Origin of the sequence: Allobosea eneae (genome assembly GCF_042657265.1) — a bacterium.
In the GTDB taxonomy this organism is placed as follows: Bacteria; Pseudomonadota; Alphaproteobacteria; order Rhizobiales; family Beijerinckiaceae; genus Allobosea; species Allobosea eneae.
This window is the reverse complement of record NZ_JBHSLW010000018.1, coordinates 46,392-61,925: the sequence shown is the minus strand read 5'-3', so window position 1 is coordinate 61,925 and position 15,534 is coordinate 46,392. Positions and strand designations below refer to the sequence as shown.

The 15,534-nt window shown below is 63.9% G+C and carries 13 protein-coding genes; 10 read left to right on the top strand and 3 right to left on the bottom strand.

Annotation, left to right across the window (positions count from 1 at the left end):
* The first annotated feature begins 51 nt into the window (after positions 1-51).
* The 7 genes from ugpA to ACFPOB_RS13235 all read left to right on the top strand — a co-directional run bounded on the left by ugpA (position 52) and on the right by ACFPOB_RS13235 (position 6,859).
* On the top strand, positions 52-933 hold the full coding sequence (gene ugpA, locus ACFPOB_RS13265; protein ID WP_377798941.1) for a sn-glycerol-3-phosphate ABC transporter permease UgpA: 882 nt from the start codon (positions 52-54) through the stop codon (positions 931-933).
* Complete coding sequence (locus ACFPOB_RS13260; protein ID WP_377798940.1) at positions 933-1,463, top strand: hypothetical protein; 531 nt, start codon at positions 933-935, stop codon at positions 1,461-1,463. The genes ugpA and ACFPOB_RS13260 overlap by 1 nt, the downstream gene beginning before the upstream one ends.
* The gene (locus ACFPOB_RS13255; protein ID WP_377798939.1) at positions 1,460-2,218 is read left to right on the top strand and encodes a creatininase family protein; all 759 of its coding nucleotides are present in this window, start codon (positions 1,460-1,462) and stop codon (positions 2,216-2,218) included. Before ACFPOB_RS13260 ends, ACFPOB_RS13255 begins: the two co-directional genes overlap by 4 nt.
* Positions 2,218-3,066 (top strand): sn-glycerol-3-phosphate ABC transporter permease UgpE, encoded by an 849-nt coding sequence (gene ugpE, locus ACFPOB_RS13250; RefSeq protein WP_377798938.1) that lies wholly within the window; start codon positions 2,218-2,220, stop codon positions 3,064-3,066. Before ACFPOB_RS13255 ends, ugpE begins: the two co-directional genes overlap by 1 nt.
* A gap of 7 nt (positions 3,067-3,073) precedes the next feature.
* Complete coding sequence (locus tag ACFPOB_RS13245) at positions 3,074-4,153, top strand: sn-glycerol-3-phosphate import ATP-binding protein UgpC (RefSeq protein ID WP_377798937.1); 1,080 nt, start codon at positions 3,074-3,076, stop codon at positions 4,151-4,153.
* Positions 4,154-4,986: 833 nt separating this feature from the next.
* Complete coding sequence (locus ACFPOB_RS13240) at positions 4,987-6,192, top strand: AAA family ATPase (protein WP_377798936.1); 1,206 nt, start codon at positions 4,987-4,989, stop codon at positions 6,190-6,192.
* A 22-nt stretch (positions 6,193-6,214) separates the two neighbouring features.
* The gene (locus tag ACFPOB_RS13235; protein ID WP_377798935.1) at positions 6,215-6,859 is read left to right on the top strand and encodes a hypothetical protein; all 645 of its coding nucleotides are present in this window, start codon (positions 6,215-6,217) and stop codon (positions 6,857-6,859) included.
* Positions 6,860-6,875: 16 nt separating this feature from the next.
* On the opposite strand, the gene uvrB is transcribed toward ACFPOB_RS13235, so the two are convergent.
* Complete coding sequence (gene uvrB / locus ACFPOB_RS13230) at positions 6,876-9,545, bottom strand: excinuclease ABC subunit UvrB (RefSeq protein WP_377798934.1); 2,670 nt, start codon at positions 9,543-9,545, stop codon at positions 6,876-6,878.
* Positions 9,546-9,686: 141 nt separating this feature from the next.
* On the opposite strand from uvrB, the gene ACFPOB_RS13225 reads away from it, so the two are divergent.
* Positions 9,687-13,121, top strand: a complete 3,435-nt coding sequence (locus tag ACFPOB_RS13225; RefSeq protein ID WP_377798933.1) for a class I SAM-dependent DNA methyltransferase — start codon at positions 9,687-9,689, stop codon at positions 13,119-13,121.
* A 19-nt stretch (positions 13,122-13,140) separates the two neighbouring features.
* Here the strand turns inward: ACFPOB_RS13225 and ACFPOB_RS13220 are convergent, their stop codons facing one another.
* Together ACFPOB_RS13220 and ACFPOB_RS13215 are read right to left on the bottom strand one after the other, a co-directional pair.
* Positions 13,141-13,263 carry a hypothetical protein gene (locus ACFPOB_RS13220; protein WP_377798932.1) on the bottom strand — a complete coding sequence of 41 codons (123 nt, stop codon included), beginning with the start codon at positions 13,261-13,263 and terminating at the stop codon, positions 13,141-13,143.
* Complete coding sequence (locus tag ACFPOB_RS13215; protein WP_377798931.1) at positions 13,260-13,481, bottom strand: hypervirulence associated TUDOR domain-containing protein; 222 nt, start codon at positions 13,479-13,481, stop codon at positions 13,260-13,262. The genes ACFPOB_RS13220 and ACFPOB_RS13215 overlap by 4 nt, the downstream gene beginning before the upstream one ends.
* A 74-nt stretch (positions 13,482-13,555) precedes the next feature.
* Between ACFPOB_RS13215 and ACFPOB_RS13210 the strand changes: the two genes are divergently transcribed.
* Positions 13,556-14,002, top strand: a complete 447-nt coding sequence (locus ACFPOB_RS13210; protein ID WP_377798930.1) for a tetratricopeptide repeat protein — start codon at positions 13,556-13,558, stop codon at positions 14,000-14,002.
* 91 nt (positions 14,003-14,093) lie between these two features.
* The gene (locus tag ACFPOB_RS13205) at positions 14,094-15,464 is read left to right on the top strand and encodes an esterase-like activity of phytase family protein (protein ID WP_377798929.1); all 1,371 of its coding nucleotides are present in this window, start codon (positions 14,094-14,096) and stop codon (positions 15,462-15,464) included.
* The last annotated feature ends 70 nt before the right edge of the window (positions 15,465-15,534 follow it).

Below are 15,534 nucleotides of genomic sequence, written 5' to 3'. Positions count from 1 at the left end.
CATCAAGAAGGCCGGAGCCGAGAGCTCCGGCCTTTCCCGCTTTGGCCGCCGATGCAGAAATACGCTCACTTCAACGGGCTGACGATCCCGCTGCTGCTGCTCCTGCCGCAGCTCGCGATCACGGTCGTTTTTTTCTACTGGCCGGCGAGCCAGGCGGTCTGGCAGAGCTTCCTGCTCCAGGACGCCTTTGGCATCTCTACGGAATTCGTCTGGTTCGAGAACTATCGCGACCTGTTCTCGAAGCCGGAATACTACAAGGCGCTGATCAACACCGGCATCTTCTCGGTCTTCGTCGCGCTGCTATCGCTCTCGCTGGCGCTGCTCTTCGCGGTCATGGCGGATCGCGCCATCCGGGGCGCCGAGATCTACAAGACGCTGCTGATCTGGCCCTATGCCGTCGCACCCGCGATCGCCGGCGTGCTCTGGATCTTCATGTTCGACCCGTCGCTCGGCATGCTTGCCCGCGGCCTGCAGTCGCTGGGGGTCAACTGGAATCCGCGCCTCAACGGCAATGACGCGATGACGCTGGTGATCCTGGCGGCGACCTGGAAGCAGATCTCCTACAACTTCCTGTTCTTCCTCGCCGGCCTGCAGTCGATCCCGAGGAGCGTGATCGAGGCGGCGGTGATCGACGGCGCCCGGCCGATGCGGCGCTTCTGGACCATCGTCTTCCCGCTGCTCTCGCCGACGACCTTCTTCCTGCTGGTCGTCAACCTCGTCTACGTCTTCTTCGACACCTTCGGCATCATCGACACCGTCAGCGGCGGCGGCCCCTCGGGCGCGACCGAAACGCTGGTCTACAAGGTCTATTCCGACGGCAAGGGCGGCACCAATCTCGGCGGCTCGGCGGCGCAGTCGGTGATCCTGCTCGCCATGGTCATCGCCATGACCGCCTTCCAATTCCGCTTCATCGAGCGGAAGGTGAACTACTGATGCGGTGGGGTCGCCGCCTCGGCTTGGCAGCGCTCGCAACCCTCTGCCTCGCGCCGGCTCCGGTCTCGGCGCAGGGCCGGGTGATCGACGCCTGGCAGGGCATCGTGCTGAATTGCGGCCCGGGTACGGAGCTGGCCTGGGCCGACCGCATCTGCAAGCTGCTGATCGGCGAGATGCGCAAGCAGGCCGAGGCGGCGAAGATCGCCTTCGTCGCGGTGCCGACGCCATCCGACGACGTGACGCTCGACCGCCGCGCCTCGGAGGAGGGGCTCGACATCTTCAGCATCATCCATGTCCGCTTCGGCATATCGCCGCCGACAGGCAGCCTGAAGAATCGCGACCTCACTCTCGTCCTGCGCTCCTTGACCGCCGGCTCGCTGTTCGAGATGCGCAAGGACGGGCACTACAAGGTGCTGAGCTATACGCCGATGATCTCGATCAACGAGGGCGAGGCCGCCGCGCGGGCGCCCTGGGTGGCGCAGGCTTTGGCGGAGCTCTTTTTCATCCCGATGCTGAAGGCGCGGCCATGACCTCGGTGCTCTGGCAGGATCTCACCGCCGAGGAATTGCGCGAGAAGGCGGCACGCGACGCCGTCGTCGTGATGCCGGTCGCCTCGATGGAGCAGCACGGCCCGCATCTGCCGGTTGGCGTCGACACCATTCTGTGCAGCGGCGTCTGCAAGCTCGCAGCCGAGCGGGCCGAAGGGGTCGAGGTCGTCGTCGCGCCGACCTTATGGTGCGGCATGGCCGAGCATCACATGGCCTTCGGCGGCACCTTCACCTTCGACATCCCGACCTATCGCGCCGTGCTGCTCGCTCTGCTGAAGAGCCTCGAGCGCCACGGCTTCCACCGCGTCGTCATCGTCAACGGCCATGGCGGCAACATCGCCGCGCTCGCCGCCTTCCTGCCGGACTTCGCCAGGGAGACCTCGCTCCAGATCCGCGCCACCACCTATTTCCTGCTGGCACAGGAGGCGATGGCGCCGTTCATGGACGACCAGGTCAGCGTGCTGCACGCCTGCGAGGTCGAGACCTCGATGATGATGGTGCTGGCGCCGGAGACGGTCCGGCAGGATCGCTTGCCGGAAGCGTTCGGCATGCTCGATGCCGACCTGACCGCGCTGACCCGCCCGACCGTCGGTCGCTACCGGCCTTTCCGCGAGATGACGCAGACCGGCGTGATCGGCGACGCCCGCAAGGCGACGGCGCAGAAGGGCAAGGCCTTCCTCGACGCTTCGGCGGATGCGCTGGCGAAACTGTTGAGCGAGCGGGGAGGGCAGGGCTGATGGTCGAGGACCGCCGCCTGGGCGATGCGATCGCCTATGTCATCCTGACGATCGGCGTGCTGATCGTCGCCTTCCCGGTCTGGCTGACCTTCGTCGCCTCGACCTGGGACAACGCCACCATCATCAACGGACAGTTGCCGCTCTATCCCGGGCCGCACTTCTTCGACAACTACTACCGCATCCTCTTCGTCGGCACCTCCGGCTCGACCCGCGAGCCGGTGGCGAGCATGATGCTGAACTCCTTCGTGATGGCGATGACCATCGCGATCGGGAAGATCTTCATCTCGGTGCTCTCGGCCTACGCCATCGTCTATTACCGCTTCCCGTTCCGGATGGCGGCGTTCTGGATCATCTTCGTCACGCTGATGCTCCCGGTCGAGGTCCGCATCTTCCCGACCTTCAAGATCGTCTCCGACCTCGGCATGCTCGACAGCTATCAGGGCCTCGCCGTGCCGCTGATCGCCTCGGCGACCGGGACCCTGCTGTTCCGGCAGTTCTTCATGACCATTCCGGACGAGCTGCTGGAGGCCTCGAAGATCGACGGCGCCGGCCCGTTCAAGTTCTTCAAGGACACGGTGCTGCCGCTCTCGCTGACGACGATCGCGGCGCTGTTCGTCATCCAGTTCATCTATGGCTGGAACCAGTATCTCTGGCCGCTGCTGATCACGACCAAAGACTCGATGCAGACCATCGTGATCGGCATCCGCAAGATGATCACCACCTCCGACGCCCTGACCGAATGGCAGCTCGCCATGGCCACCGCCATGCTTGCCATGCTGCCCCCGGTCTTCGTCGTCATCGCCATGCAGAGGCTCTTCGTGAAGGGCCTCGTCGAGACAGAGAAGTAGCCCGCCAATGGCTCAGGTCACGCTCAACAACGTCAAGAAGATCTATGCCGGCGGCGTCGAGGCGGTGAAGGGCGTCTCCTTCGACATCCCCGATGGCGGCTTCTGCGTCCTCGTCGGCCCCTCCGGCTGCGGCAAGTCGACCTTGCTGCGCATGGTCGCCGGGCTGGAGACGATCTCGGCCGGCGAGGTCGCGATCGGCGCCCGAGTCGTCAACCAGGTCGAGCCGGCCGACCGCGACATCGCCATGGTCTTCCAGAATTACGCGCTCTACCCGCATATGAGCGTCTACGACAACATGGCCTATGGCCTGCGCAATCGCGGCACACCCAAGGACGAGATCGACAAGCGCGTGCAGGAAGCGGCGCGCATCCTCGCGATCGAGCCGTTCCTGCAGCGCCGCCCGCGCCAGCTCTCCGGCGGCCAGCGCCAGCGCGTCGCCATGGGCCGCGCCATCGTGCGCAAGCCGCAGGTCTTCCTGTTCGACGAGCCGCTCTCCAATCTCGACGCCAAGCTGCGCGTGCAGATGCGCGTCGAGATCAAGAAGCTGCAGCGGGCGCTGGGCGTCACCGCGATCTACGTCACCCACGACCAGGTCGAGGCGATGACGCTCTCCGACAAGCTGGTGGTGATGAATGGCGGCCAGGTCGAGCAGATCGGCGTGCCGGCCGAGGTCTACCGCAAACCGGCGAGCCGCTTCGTCGCCACCTTCATCGGCTCGCCGCCGATGAACCTGCTGCCGGCCAAGCTCGATGGGCACGGCATCATCGCGCTCGGCGATGCCCTGCTGCAGGCGCGCGATTTGCGCGAGGACCTGGCCAGCGGCACCGCGGTCGAGGTCGGCTTGCGGCCCGAGGACATCGAGATCGCCTCGGAAGGTGCGGCCGGTTCGCTGCCCTTCGACGTCGAGTTCATCGAGGAACTCGGGGCGACCCAGCTCTTCCACGGCCAGCTCGCCGGAAAACCCTTCGTCATGCAGGCGGCGACCGGCGAGGTCGCGGCCCAGGCCGGCAGGCTCTGGATCAGCGTCGACCCCGACAAGGTCCATGTCTTCGACGCGGAAAGCGGTGTCCGGCTCGGGAAGGGCTGAGGTAGCACTGCGGGACACGAGGGCCTCCAGTTGAGCCCCTTCTCCCCTCGGGGGAGAAGGTCCGGCAGGGGATGAGGGCGGGACGACTGGGTGAGACGCCCAGCGTCGTGCTGGACTTCCCTCATCCGTCAGCGCTTCGCGCTGCCACCTTCTCCCCCGAGGGGAGAAGGAAGAGCGCAAACGCCATCCCCGCCCGCAGGCTGATCCTGCGGGCGTTGTCGCCTATGAGGGGCAGCGGAGCGCCGCGAGGCGCTGGTTTTGTGATCCGCTTCCATTGAGCCAGGAAGCGGCGCGGATGGATTGAGCCACCATCCGCACGCCCCGTGGCGCTCCGCCTGGCGGCGATTTGAAAACTCCGGGCCGCGCTTCTGTCACGCCGGTGTGAGCCGGCGCGGTCTAGCGAGCTCCTCGCGCAGGGATCGTAGTGTCCCCAGGTCGGTTCCCGAAGCCTCCCGGGACCGGGTTGCAAGCCCGGCCGCAGGCGCCGCACCCACCCCGCCAAACGACATGCCTCCGGTCGGCCGCCCCTCGGGGATGGGATGCGCGGCATTGTACGGGCGGTTGGGAGGGCGGGGATAAGTCTACGGCCTGTCCCTGTAGGATACGGGAACGCCGAAGGCTGTCTCCTCTCTCAAAGCGAGCCGGCCGCTCTCACGGAATTGAGGAATTGATACTCGAGTGAACGCCGCACTTGGCAGTCCGAGCCGAATGGCTATTCTGCGATCGGAATAATGTGGACCGAAAAACCGAGGTTGACTGTGGCACGAATTGAGGGGTTTCGAGTCAGAAATTACAGGGCTCTTAAGGATGTCACCCTCGGCCGGCTTTGGAATTTGCGTGATCAAGAGCCGTTGACTCCCCTCACAGCGGTCATTGGCAAGAACGGGGTGGGAAAGAGCACTCTCTTTGATGCTTTCGGATTTCTCTCCGACTGCCTACGGCTGGGTGTTGAAGAGGCTTGCGATCAACATGGAAGGGGTGGGTTTGAGCGCATTAGAACCCAAGGTGTAAAAGAACCTATTGAGTTTGATATTTACTATAAAGAGGACATAAATTCTAGACCTATTACTTACGAAGTGGCTATTGATCTAGATCATTATGGTCGACCATACGTATCGAGAGAGAGATTGCGACAGAGAAGAAAAGGAGCGCCGACTGGCTGGCCTTTTTCCTTTCTAATTTTGAACGCGGGCAGAGGAGTGGCTTGGAAAGGGGAAGAGGAGGGACTTAAGGAAGAGAATCGAGACATCGATATTGATGATTTGCTCAGCTTAGTAGCGAGATCGGAGAGTCGTGAGGAGACTGCTGAAACTGAAGTTGTCGAACTCGACGACATTCGGCGACTCGGAATATCGACTCTGGGATCGTTGAAGCAGCACCCCCGAATTGCAGCTTTCCGTCGATTTATTGAAGGTTGGCATCTAAGCTATTTTACCCCTGACGCCGCCCGAGGCTTGCCTATGGCAGGACCTCAACGTCACTTAAACGTCCACGGTGACAATCTTGGTAACGTTGTGCAATTTCTTGAACGCGAGCATCCCAAATTGTTTCGCGACATCCTAAGTAGAATATCTAATAAAATCCCGGGAATATCTAAGATTGAAACGCATAGAACTGAGGACGGACGACTGCTATTACGCTTTAACGATAAAGGATTTTCTGATCCTTTCTTTGCCCAACAAATGTCAGATGGAACGTTAAAGATATTTGCTTATCTACTTCTACTAGAAGACCCAGATCCTCCGCCATTTCTCTGTATCGAAGAGCCTGAAAATGGTCTTTATCATAAATTACTTGAATCATTGGCCGCCGAGTTCCGCTCTCATGCGACTGGCCGGAGAAATACGTCCCAGATATTTGTCACAACCCATCAACCATATTTTGTTGATGCCTTGAGACCAGAAGAAGTTTGGCTCATGGAAAAGGGCAATGACGGCCTGTCTACGGTGAAGAGGGCGAGCTCAAATGAGCTAATTAAAGGGATGGTAGCGGAGGGAATACCTCTCGGAAGCCTTTGGTACAGCGAATACCTAGACTAAAATGATACATTTCGAATTACTCGTGGAAGATTCGTCCGGCAAGATTGCCATTGAAGCAATTCTGTCAAAGATCGATGGAGAATTTACCCATCGAGTAAAATCTTATCGCGGCATCGGAAGGATACCTCCCGGGCTACGCCCGGGCAGTGATGCCAAAAAGAGGATATTGCTGGATCAGATACCACGCCTAGCTGCGGGATACGGGAGGGCATTTGCTAACGACCCTCCCGAGTACAAGCGGGTCGTTATTGTAGTATGCGACCTTGATACCCGCGATAAGAAAAAATTCCTAACCGAAATTCGAGCTGCAATCGATGCAAGCCAACCTTCACCGTTCTACTATGTCTGCCTAGCAATCGAAGAGGGAGAAGCTTGGCTTCTCGGGGATCGAGACGCCGTCCTGGCGGCTTACCCACGAGCGAATAGCGCTGTATTAGCTAGTTATGCATATGACAGTATATGTGGAACTTGGGAAAAGCTAGCTGACGCCATTTATCCTGGTGGCTCTCGACAGCTAAAGAAGCTTCACTTTTCTGAAATTGGAAAACAAAAGGCCATATGGGCCGGTCAAATAGGAACGCAAATTGATCTTGGTCGAAATCAATCCGAGAGCTTCCAGTATTTTCTGAGCAAACTGCGACACGAAATTGCTGAGGACGGGCGGTAGTTACGAAGGATAATTCTCACCGCCGCCCCCTCCGTCTCCCACGCTCCCCCGCCCCCTTCGGCCGCGACTCCAGCACCGGGCCCATCTCGTCTAGCGTCGGCTTCCTCGGACGCGCCACGCTCGACTTGGGCTTCCCCTCGCCGCCGCCCCAGTTATGCGGGCCCATGTCGGCGTCGGTCGGCTTGCGGGCGCGGGTCGGGAGATTGGCGCTAGCTCCGTAAGACCGCTCGCCCTGGTATTTGCCGGCGCTGCCCTCGACCTCGCTCTGCCGCGCGAGCGGGTCGTCGGCGATGGCGAGCTCGGTCGCCTGCAGGCGCTTGATCTCGTCGCGCAGGCGGGCGGCGGTCTCGAATTCGAGGTCGGCAGCGGCCTCGCGCATGCGCTTTTCGAGATCGGCGATCGCGGCCTTGAGGTTGTGGCCGGCGACCGGCCCCTCGATCAGGCCCTTATCGACGGTGACATGGTCCCGCTCATAGACCGAGCCGAGGATGTCGCCGATGGCGCGCTTGATCGTCTGTGGCGTGATGCCGTGTTCCTCGTTATAGGCGAGCTGCTTCTCGCGGCGGCGATTGGTCTCGGCCATCGCCCGCTCCATCGAGCCGGTGACGTGGTCGGCATAGAGCACGACCTTGCCGTCGACATTGCGCGCGGCGCGGCCGATGGTCTGGATCAGCGAGGTCTCGGAGCGCAGGAAGCCCTCCTTGTCGGCGTCGAGAATGGCGACGAAGCCGCATTCGGGGATGTCGAGGCCCTCGCGCAGCAGGTTGATGCCGACCAGCACGTCGAAGGTGCCGAGGCGCAGATCGCGCAGGATCTCGATGCGCTCGATCGTGTCGATGTCGGAGTGCATGTAGCGCACGCGCACGCCGTTCTCGTGCAGGTATTCGGTCAGGTCTTCGGCCATGCGCTTGGTCAGCACGGTGACGAGGGTGCGGTAGCCCTTCTCCGTGACCTCCTTGACCTCGTCCAGGAGGTCGGCGACCTGGTGCTTGGCCGGCCGGATCTCGACCGGCGGATCGATCAGCCCGGTCGGGCGGATGACCTGCTCGGTGAAGACGCCGCCGGTCTGCTCCATCTCCCAGCCGCCGGGCGTGGCCGAGACATGGATCGAGGACGGGCGCATCGCGTCCCATTCCTCGAAGCGCAGCGGCCGGTTGTCCATGCAGGAGGGCAGGCGGAAGCCGTATTCGGCCAGCGTCGCCTTGCGGCGGAAGTCGCCTTTGTACATGGCGCCGATCTGCGGCACCGTGACATGGCTCTCATCGGTGAAGACGAGGGCGTTGTCGGGCAGGTACTCGAACAGGGTCGGCGGCGGCTCGCCCGGCTTGCGGCCGGTGAGATAGCGCGAATAGTTCTCGATGCCGTTGCAGGAACCGGTCGCCTCGATCATCTCGATGTCGAAGGTGCAGCGCTGGTCGAGCCGCTGCGCCTCGAGATAGCGGCCCATGCGGTTGAGCTCGTCGAGCCGGGCCTTGAGCTCCTCCTTGATCGACTTGACCGCCTGGTTCAGCGTCGGCCGCGGCGTGGTGTAGTGCGAATTGCCGTAGACCTTGATGAATTCGAGCTCGCCGGTCTTCTGGCCGGTGAGCGGGTCGAACTCGGAGATCGATTCGACCTCGTCGCCGAACAGACCGATGCGCCAGGCCCGGTCCTCATAGTGGGCCGGGAAGAGCTCGACCGTGTCGCCGCGGACGCGGAAGGAGCCGCGCGAAAAATCGTGCTGGGTGCGCTTGTACTGCAGCGCGACGAGGTCGGCGATCAGCTGGCGCTGCTCGATGCGCTCGCCGAGCTTCAGCGAGAAGGTCATCGCCGTATAGGTCTCGACCGAGCCGATACCGTAGATGCAGGAGACCGAGGCGACGATGATGACGTCGTCGCGCTCCAGCAGCGAGCGCGTCGCCGAATGGCGCATGCGGTCGATCTGCTCGTTGATCGAGGATTCCTTCTCGATATAGGTGTCCGAGCGCGGGACGTAGGCCTCCGGCTGGTAATAGTCGTAATAGGAGACGAAGTACTCGACCGCGTTGTCGGGGAAGAAGCTTTTGAATTCCCCGTACAATTGGGCGGCCAATGTCTTGTTCGGGGCGAGGATCAGCGCCGGGCGCTGCGTCTCCTCGATCACCTTGGCCATGGTGAAGGTCTTGCCCGAGCCGGTGACGCCGAGCAGCACCTGGTCGCGCTCCTGCCGGCGGACGCCGTCGACGAGATCGGCGATCGCGGTCGGCTGGTCGCCCGATGGGGAGAAATCGCTCTTCATCTTGAAGCGGATGCCGCCTTCCGACTTCTCGGGGCGCTCCGGCCGGTGCGGTGTCCAGGGCTTGCCGGGCGAGATGAACGGGCTGCCCGTCTCCAGCAGCGCCTGCAGCGACTTCGCCGTCAGCGATGCCGCGCTGTCGCTGTCGGGGTCGAAGGCGGAGTCGGCCTTCTTCGAAAGCTTGCGCGGCTTCGCCTCGCCGGCATCGCCCGGCCGCGGCTCATAGCCGGCCTGCGGCGCATCGCTGAAGCCGGCCGCGCCGCCCGGCACCGCCTTGCCGCGGTTGATCGCCGGGTTGAGCAGGTCGGCGAGATAGCCGTCGAGCGGCTTGAGCTCGGGCTTGCTCGCCTTCGAGTTCGGCGTGCGGGTCGCGGCGGACTTCTTCGCGGCGGATTTGGGCTTCGCCGCGGTCGCATCGGGGGTCTTTGGCATGAGCGCAATATGGGCGCGATTTGCGGCGGATGCGAGGGGGGGCAGCGCGCAAGGCGACGTGTTGGTGACAGGAGTTGACAGGGGGCAGATTATCAACTCTTACTTGCATCTGCTCAAAAAATACAATCAGGAGCGGCGGCCATGCTGGGGGGCGGGGTCGCGCCGGATGCGGAGGAGGTCGACGCCTTCATCGCGCGCTGGCGCATATCTGAGGGGGCCGAGCGGGCCTCGTTTCCAATGTTCATCAGCGAGTTCTGCGAGCTGTTGCGGATCGAGCGCCCGCAGCCGCCGACCAGCGACGCCGAGGCGGTGGCCTATCGCTTCGAGTATCCCGTCCGGCAATTCGGACCGGACGGTTCAGCGACTACCGGCCGGATCGACCTCTACCGGAAGAGCTGCTTCGCCATGGAGGCCAAGCAGCTACGGCTAAAAGGCCAAGCCAAGGAAATCCTGCCGGCAGGCGATACGGACCACGAGCGGACTGGCGTGCCACGCGGACGACGCGGCGCCGATCGCGGCCTCGACGTGATGATGCTGAACGCCAAGCGCCAGGCGGAACAGTATTGCCGCGCTTTGCCCGCCTCGCATGGCTGGCCGCCCTTCATCATCCTGTGCGATGTCGGCCACTGCTTCGAGTTCTATGCGGACTTCTCCGGGCAGGGGAAGAACTACGCCCAGTTCCCGGACAGGCACCGGTTCCGGGTTTATCTCGAGGACCTGCGCGACCCCGCCACCCGGGCCTGGATCGCTCGCATCTGGAGCGATCCGCTCTCGCTCGACCCCTCCCGCCAGGCAGCCTCCGCTACGCGCCAGATCGCCCAGCGCCTCGCACTCGTTTCGAAGGCACTGGAGCGGCGCTACGATCCGGAAGATGTCGCATTGTTTCTGATGCGCTGCGTCTTCACCATGTTCGCAGAGGATGTCCGCCTGATCCCGGCCGACAGCTTCAAGCGGCTGCTGCGCGAGTGCCTGGAGGCGCCGAAAAGCTTCAAGCCGCTGGTCGAGGATCTCTGGCGCACCATGGATCTCGGCGGCTACTCGTCTGCCATCCGGTCCGAGCTGAAGCGCTTCAATGGCCGCATGTTCGCCGAGCCGCAGGTGTTCGCGCTGGGCCGGGACGGCGTCGCCGAACTGCTGGCGGCGGCCGAGCATGACTGGAGCGTGGTCGATCCCGCCATCTTCGGCACCTTGCTCGAACAGGCGCTGGAGCCGGCCGAGCGCGCCAGGCTCGGGGCGCATTATACGCCGCGCGCCTATGTCGAGCGGTTGGTGGTGGAGACGGTCATAGCGCCGCTGCGCGACGACTGGCGCAATGTCCTCGCGGCGGCGCAGCAGGCGCGCGACGGCGGCAGTCTCAAGAACGCGCTGGCGCTGGTCGAAGATTTCCATAGCCGGCTCGGCAAGACGCGCGTGCTCGATCCGGCCTGTGGGACCGGCAACTTCCTGCATGTCGCCCAGGATCTGATGAAGCGGCTGGAGGGCGAGGTGCTGGAGGTCGCCGCCGAGCTCGGGGCAGCCGAGCAACTCGGCGGCTTCGGGGCACGCGGCGTCGGCCCCTGGCTATTCTTCGGCATCGACGCCAATCGCAGGGCTGTCGCGATCGCCGACCTGATGCTCTGGATCGGCTATCTGCAATGGCATCTGCGCACGCGCGCCTTCGCGCCGCGCGAGCCGATTCTGGAAGAGCTGACCCAGATCGTGCCCGGCGACGCCCTGCTCCTCTGGGACGACTGGCCTGTGCCGCTCGTCGAAGGCGGGCGCGAGATCACGCCGCGCAATCCGCGCCGGCCGGACTGGCCAGAGGTCGAGTTCATCGTCGGCAACCCGCCTTTTGTTGGCGGCAAGGACCTGCGTGGCCGACTGGGGGACGGCTATGTCGGGGCGCTGCGCGCCGCCTATCCGCAGATGAACGAGAGCGCGGACCTCGTCATGTACTGGTGGGACCGGGCGGCCGAATTGCTCGTCATGCCCGGGACAAAGCTACGGCGCTTCGGCTTCGTCACCACCAATTCGATCATCCAGCTGTTCCAGCGCCGCGTGGTCGAGCGGCATCTGAATGCGAAGAAGCCGATCTCGATACTGCTCGCCATCGCCGATCATCCCTGGACCAAGGCAGGCAAGGATACGGCCGCGGTCAGGATCGCGATGACGGTCGCGGAGGCCGGTCGTCAGGAGGGCCGGCTGCTCGAGGTGATCGCGGAATCCGGGCTCGACACCGACCAGCCGCGCGTGAAAGTGCGCGAGCGGCAAGGGGTGATCAATTCCGATCTCAGCATCGGCGCCGACGTCACCCGGACCACGCGTCTGCTCGCGAACGAAGGGCTATGCTCGCCGGGCGTGAAGCTGCACGGCGCGGGCTTCATCGTCACACCAGCCGAGGCCGAAGCACTCGGACTCGGGAGGCGGCCAGGGCTCGACGATCATATCCGCCGCTATCGCAATGGTCGCGACCTCACCGCGCATTCACGCGACGTTATGGCGATCGACCTGTTCGGGCTCTCCGCCGCCGAGGTGCGCGAGCGATTTCCGGAGGTCTATCAACATTTGCGCCTGACCGTTGAGAAGGGTCGCCGGACCCAGTTTGAGCGCTCGCCTACGACCGATGCCCGCTCCTATCTCGCCAACTGGTGGCTGTTCGGAAAGCCACGTCAGGAGTTGCGCCCTGCCCTTGCGCGTCTGCAGCGCTATATCGCGACCGTCGAGACCGCCAAGCATCGCGTCTTCCAGTTTCTCGATGCCGGCATCCTGCCGGACAATATGCTGGTCGCCGTCGCGGTGTCGGACGCCTTTCATCTCGGCGTGCTGTCGTCGCGTGTGCACACTGCCTGGAGCCTCCAGCAGGGCGGGACGCTCGAGGATCGGCCCCGCTATTCCAAGTCGCTTTGTTTTGATCCTTTTCCTTTCCCCGAGATCACGGAGGCGCAGAAGCAGGTCATCCGCGAACCGGCCGAAGCGCTCGACGCGCTGCGCAAGAACGTGCTGGAGCGACATCCGGACCTGACGCTGACCAAGCTCTACAATGTCCGCCAGGCGATCCTCGCCGGCAGACCGCTTTCCCCCGCCGAAGTCGACATCCGCGACCGCGGCCTGGTGGTGATCCTGAACGAGCATCACGAGGCGATCGATGCAGCGGTCACGGCCGCCTATGGCCTCGCGGCCAACGCCGACGATGAAGCCATCCTGGCCCTGCTGGTCGCGCTCAACCACGACCGTGCCCGCGAGGAAGAGCGCGGAACGACCAGCTGGCTGCGGCCGGACTATCAGAGGCCGCGCTTCGGGCGCGGGGCTGCCATCAGCGAGCAAATCGCGGCGGCCGAGCTGCTGTCGCTGCCAGCCCCGAGCAGCGGCAAGCCGGTGTTCCCGGCGCAGCCGGTCGAGCGGGTGGCGGCCGTTCTCGCGATCCTGGCGGTCTCGCATGTACCGCTCGACGCCGATGCGATCGCGTTGCGCTTTCGTCAGGGCCTCAGGGTCAGGCCCGGGGTGCGCGCGATACTGGTCTCGCTGGCCCGGGTCGGCGAGGTCTCGACCGGCGATGGCGGGACGAGCTTCGGGCGACCGTTCCGCGCTACGGGCTGATCCTCACACCCGGTTGCGTTCATCCTGACCGGCGATCTCCGCCATCTTCCGCTTCGCCCAGTCGCAGCCTTCGTCGCAGGCCCTTGCCGGCGTTCTCGGCGACGCGATGCGCCGGCGTCAGGTCGACATGGGTGAGGCTCATCCGTCTTCCTCGAGTTCGCTGTGCGATTTCAGCACCCGGTCGCCGTCATCCTGCCGGATCAGATAGGCGGGCTTGTCGGCCGAGGCGCGGCGGCGGATTCGCGTGCCCTTGATCGTCCGGCTCACCGGCTTGGTGAAGACCTCCTCGATGCGGCCCCGGGCCCTGTGGCCGCCCCAGCGCCAGGTCACCTTGGTGTCCGTCCTGAATGTCGTCGTCACGTCGCAGCTCCGTGCTCTGCTGGCGGAAACGCCGGGGCCGTGCTTTGGTTTCGGCCGCAAGCAGGGAGGATGGGATGCGCAGCGGTTTTGCCGGCAGCTTGCTGGCGCTGCTTCTCTCGCTCGGGACCGCGCAGGCGGTCGGCCCCGACTGGACCTATCTCGACGAGGATCCGGATTATCGCCAGGCGCGGCGCTGGATCGAGGAGAAGAACTATCAGCCGGCGATCGACAAGCTGATGATCCTGCTCAAGAGCCAGCCGGATTCGCCAGCGCTGCTCAACTGGATCGCCTTCGCGCACCGCAAGCTGAAGAACTATCCGGTCTCGAAGCAATTCTACGACGCGGCGCTGCTGCGTGATCCGACCTATCTGCCGGCGCTGGAATATCAGGGCGAATGGTTCATCGAAACCGGCGACATGGCCTCGGCGAAGGCCAATCTGGAGAAGCTCGCCAAGCTGTGCGGGCGTTGCCATGAATGGCAGGATCTCGACGAGGCGATCCGCAAGGCGGAAGGCAGATAGCGCCGTCACGCAAGCGTCACGGCGCTGTCGCGCGACTGCAAGATGCGGGCGCGAAGCGGGGCCGTCCCGCCCTTCCGCAACGGAGTGTCCCATGCGTCTGCGCCTTGCCGCCGCCCTGCTTCTGTCGTCCACCATGCTCGCCGGCGCGCAGGATGCGCCGCAAGGAGCCCCGAAAGAGTTCCCGGCCAAGCTGGTCGGCCATGCGCTGCTGCCGGCCAACACCATCATCCCGGCCCCGGCCGATGCGCCGGCCGACCTCAAGATCTCCGGTAAGTTCACCACGCCGGGCAAGCGTATCGAGCAGGCCGGCACGGTGATGGGTCTGTCGGGCGGCCGCCCGACGGGTCTTTCCACCCCCTTCGCCGGCCAGCCGGTGCAGGGCTTCTCCGGCATCCGTTCGCTCGGCAATGGCGAGTTCCTGGTGCTGACCGACAATGGCTTCGGCGCCAAGGCGAACTCGCCGGACGCGATGCTGTTCTTCCACCGCCTCAAGGCCGATTTCGAGGGCGGCAAGATCGAGCGCACCGCGACCACCTTCTTGCACGATCCCGACAAGAAGGTGCCGTTCCGCATCGCCAATGAAGGCACCGAGAAGCGCTACCTGACCGGCGCCGATTTCGACCCGGAATCGATCCAGCCGATCGGCGGCAAGTTCTGGATCGGCGACGAGTTCGGTCCCTATCTGATCCGCGTCGACGCCACCGGCAAGGTCGAGGCCGTGTTCGAGACCATGGTCGACGGCAAGCCGGCGCGCTCGCCCGACCATTACGCCGTGACCACGCCCGGCGCGCCGAACCTGCCCGTCGAGTTCAACGTCCGCCGCTCCAAGGGCTATGAGGGCATGGCGCAGTCGCCGGACGGCCGCTTCCTCTACCCGCTGCTGGAAGGCCCGCTCTGGAACGCCGAGACCAAGGGCAATGAAGAGGTCGACGGCAAGGAAGTGCTGCGCATCCTCGAATTCGACGTGCAGGCCGAGAAGTGGACCGGCCGCTCCTGGTTCTTCCCGCTCGAGCAGAAGGGCCTCGCCATCGGCGACTTCAATATGATCGATGCGACCACCGCGCTGATCATCGAGCGCGACAATGGCGAGGGCACCGCCGACAAGGCCTGCGCCGCTGGCCAGAAGGGCCCGGACTGCTTCCACGACCTCGCCAAGTTCAAGCGCATCGTGAAGATCGAGATGACCGACGCCAATGTCGGCAAGCCCGTGCGCAAGGCCGGCTATATCGACCTGATGAAGATCGCCGATCCCGACAAGAAGGCGAAGCAGGGCGCGATCGACGGCGTGCTGCCCTTCCCGTTCTTCACCATCGAGAACGTCGATGTGGTCGATCTCGCGGGCGGCATCATCGTCGTCGGCAACGACAACAACCTGCCGTTCTCGTCGTCGCGCGACCCGAAGAAGGCGGATGACAACGAGCTGGTGCTGCTCCAGGTCAAGGACCTGCTCGCGGCCAAGTGAGCGGCGAGCGCAGGCAGACCTTCTGGCGACAATTCGAGCCCCTCTCCGCGCAGGAGAGGGGCTTTTCGTT

What these genes read in the sequence shown, in the direction of transcription:
- ugpA (WP_377798941.1), top strand. Translation starts at nt 52, where the DNA reads ATGCAGAAATACGCTCACTTCAACGGGCTGACGATCCCGCTGCTGCTG.
- ACFPOB_RS13260 (WP_377798940.1), top strand. Translation starts at nt 933, where the DNA reads ATGCGGTGGGGTCGCCGCCTCGGCTTGGCAGCGCTCGCAACCCTCTGC.
- ACFPOB_RS13255 (WP_377798939.1), top strand. Translation starts at nt 1,460, where the DNA reads ATGACCTCGGTGCTCTGGCAGGATCTCACCGCCGAGGAATTGCGCGAG.
- ugpE (WP_377798938.1), top strand. Translation starts at nt 2,218, where the DNA reads ATGGTCGAGGACCGCCGCCTGGGCGATGCGATCGCCTATGTCATCCTG.
- ACFPOB_RS13245 (WP_377798937.1), top strand. Translation starts at nt 3,074, where the DNA reads ATGGCTCAGGTCACGCTCAACAACGTCAAGAAGATCTATGCCGGCGGC.
- uvrB (WP_377798934.1), bottom strand. Translation starts at nt 9,545, where the DNA reads ATGCCAAAGACCCCCGATGCGACCGCGGCGAAGCCCAAATCCGCCGCG.
- ACFPOB_RS13225 (WP_377798933.1), top strand. Translation starts at nt 9,687, where the DNA reads ATGCTGGGGGGCGGGGTCGCGCCGGATGCGGAGGAGGTCGACGCCTTC.
- ACFPOB_RS13220 (WP_377798932.1), bottom strand. Translation starts at nt 13,263, where the DNA reads ATGAGCCTCACCCATGTCGACCTGACGCCGGCGCATCGCGTCGCCGAG.
- ACFPOB_RS13210 (WP_377798930.1), top strand. Translation starts at nt 13,556, where the DNA reads ATGCGCAGCGGTTTTGCCGGCAGCTTGCTGGCGCTGCTTCTCTCGCTC.
- ACFPOB_RS13205 (WP_377798929.1), top strand. Translation starts at nt 14,094, where the DNA reads ATGCGTCTGCGCCTTGCCGCCGCCCTGCTTCTGTCGTCCACCATGCTC.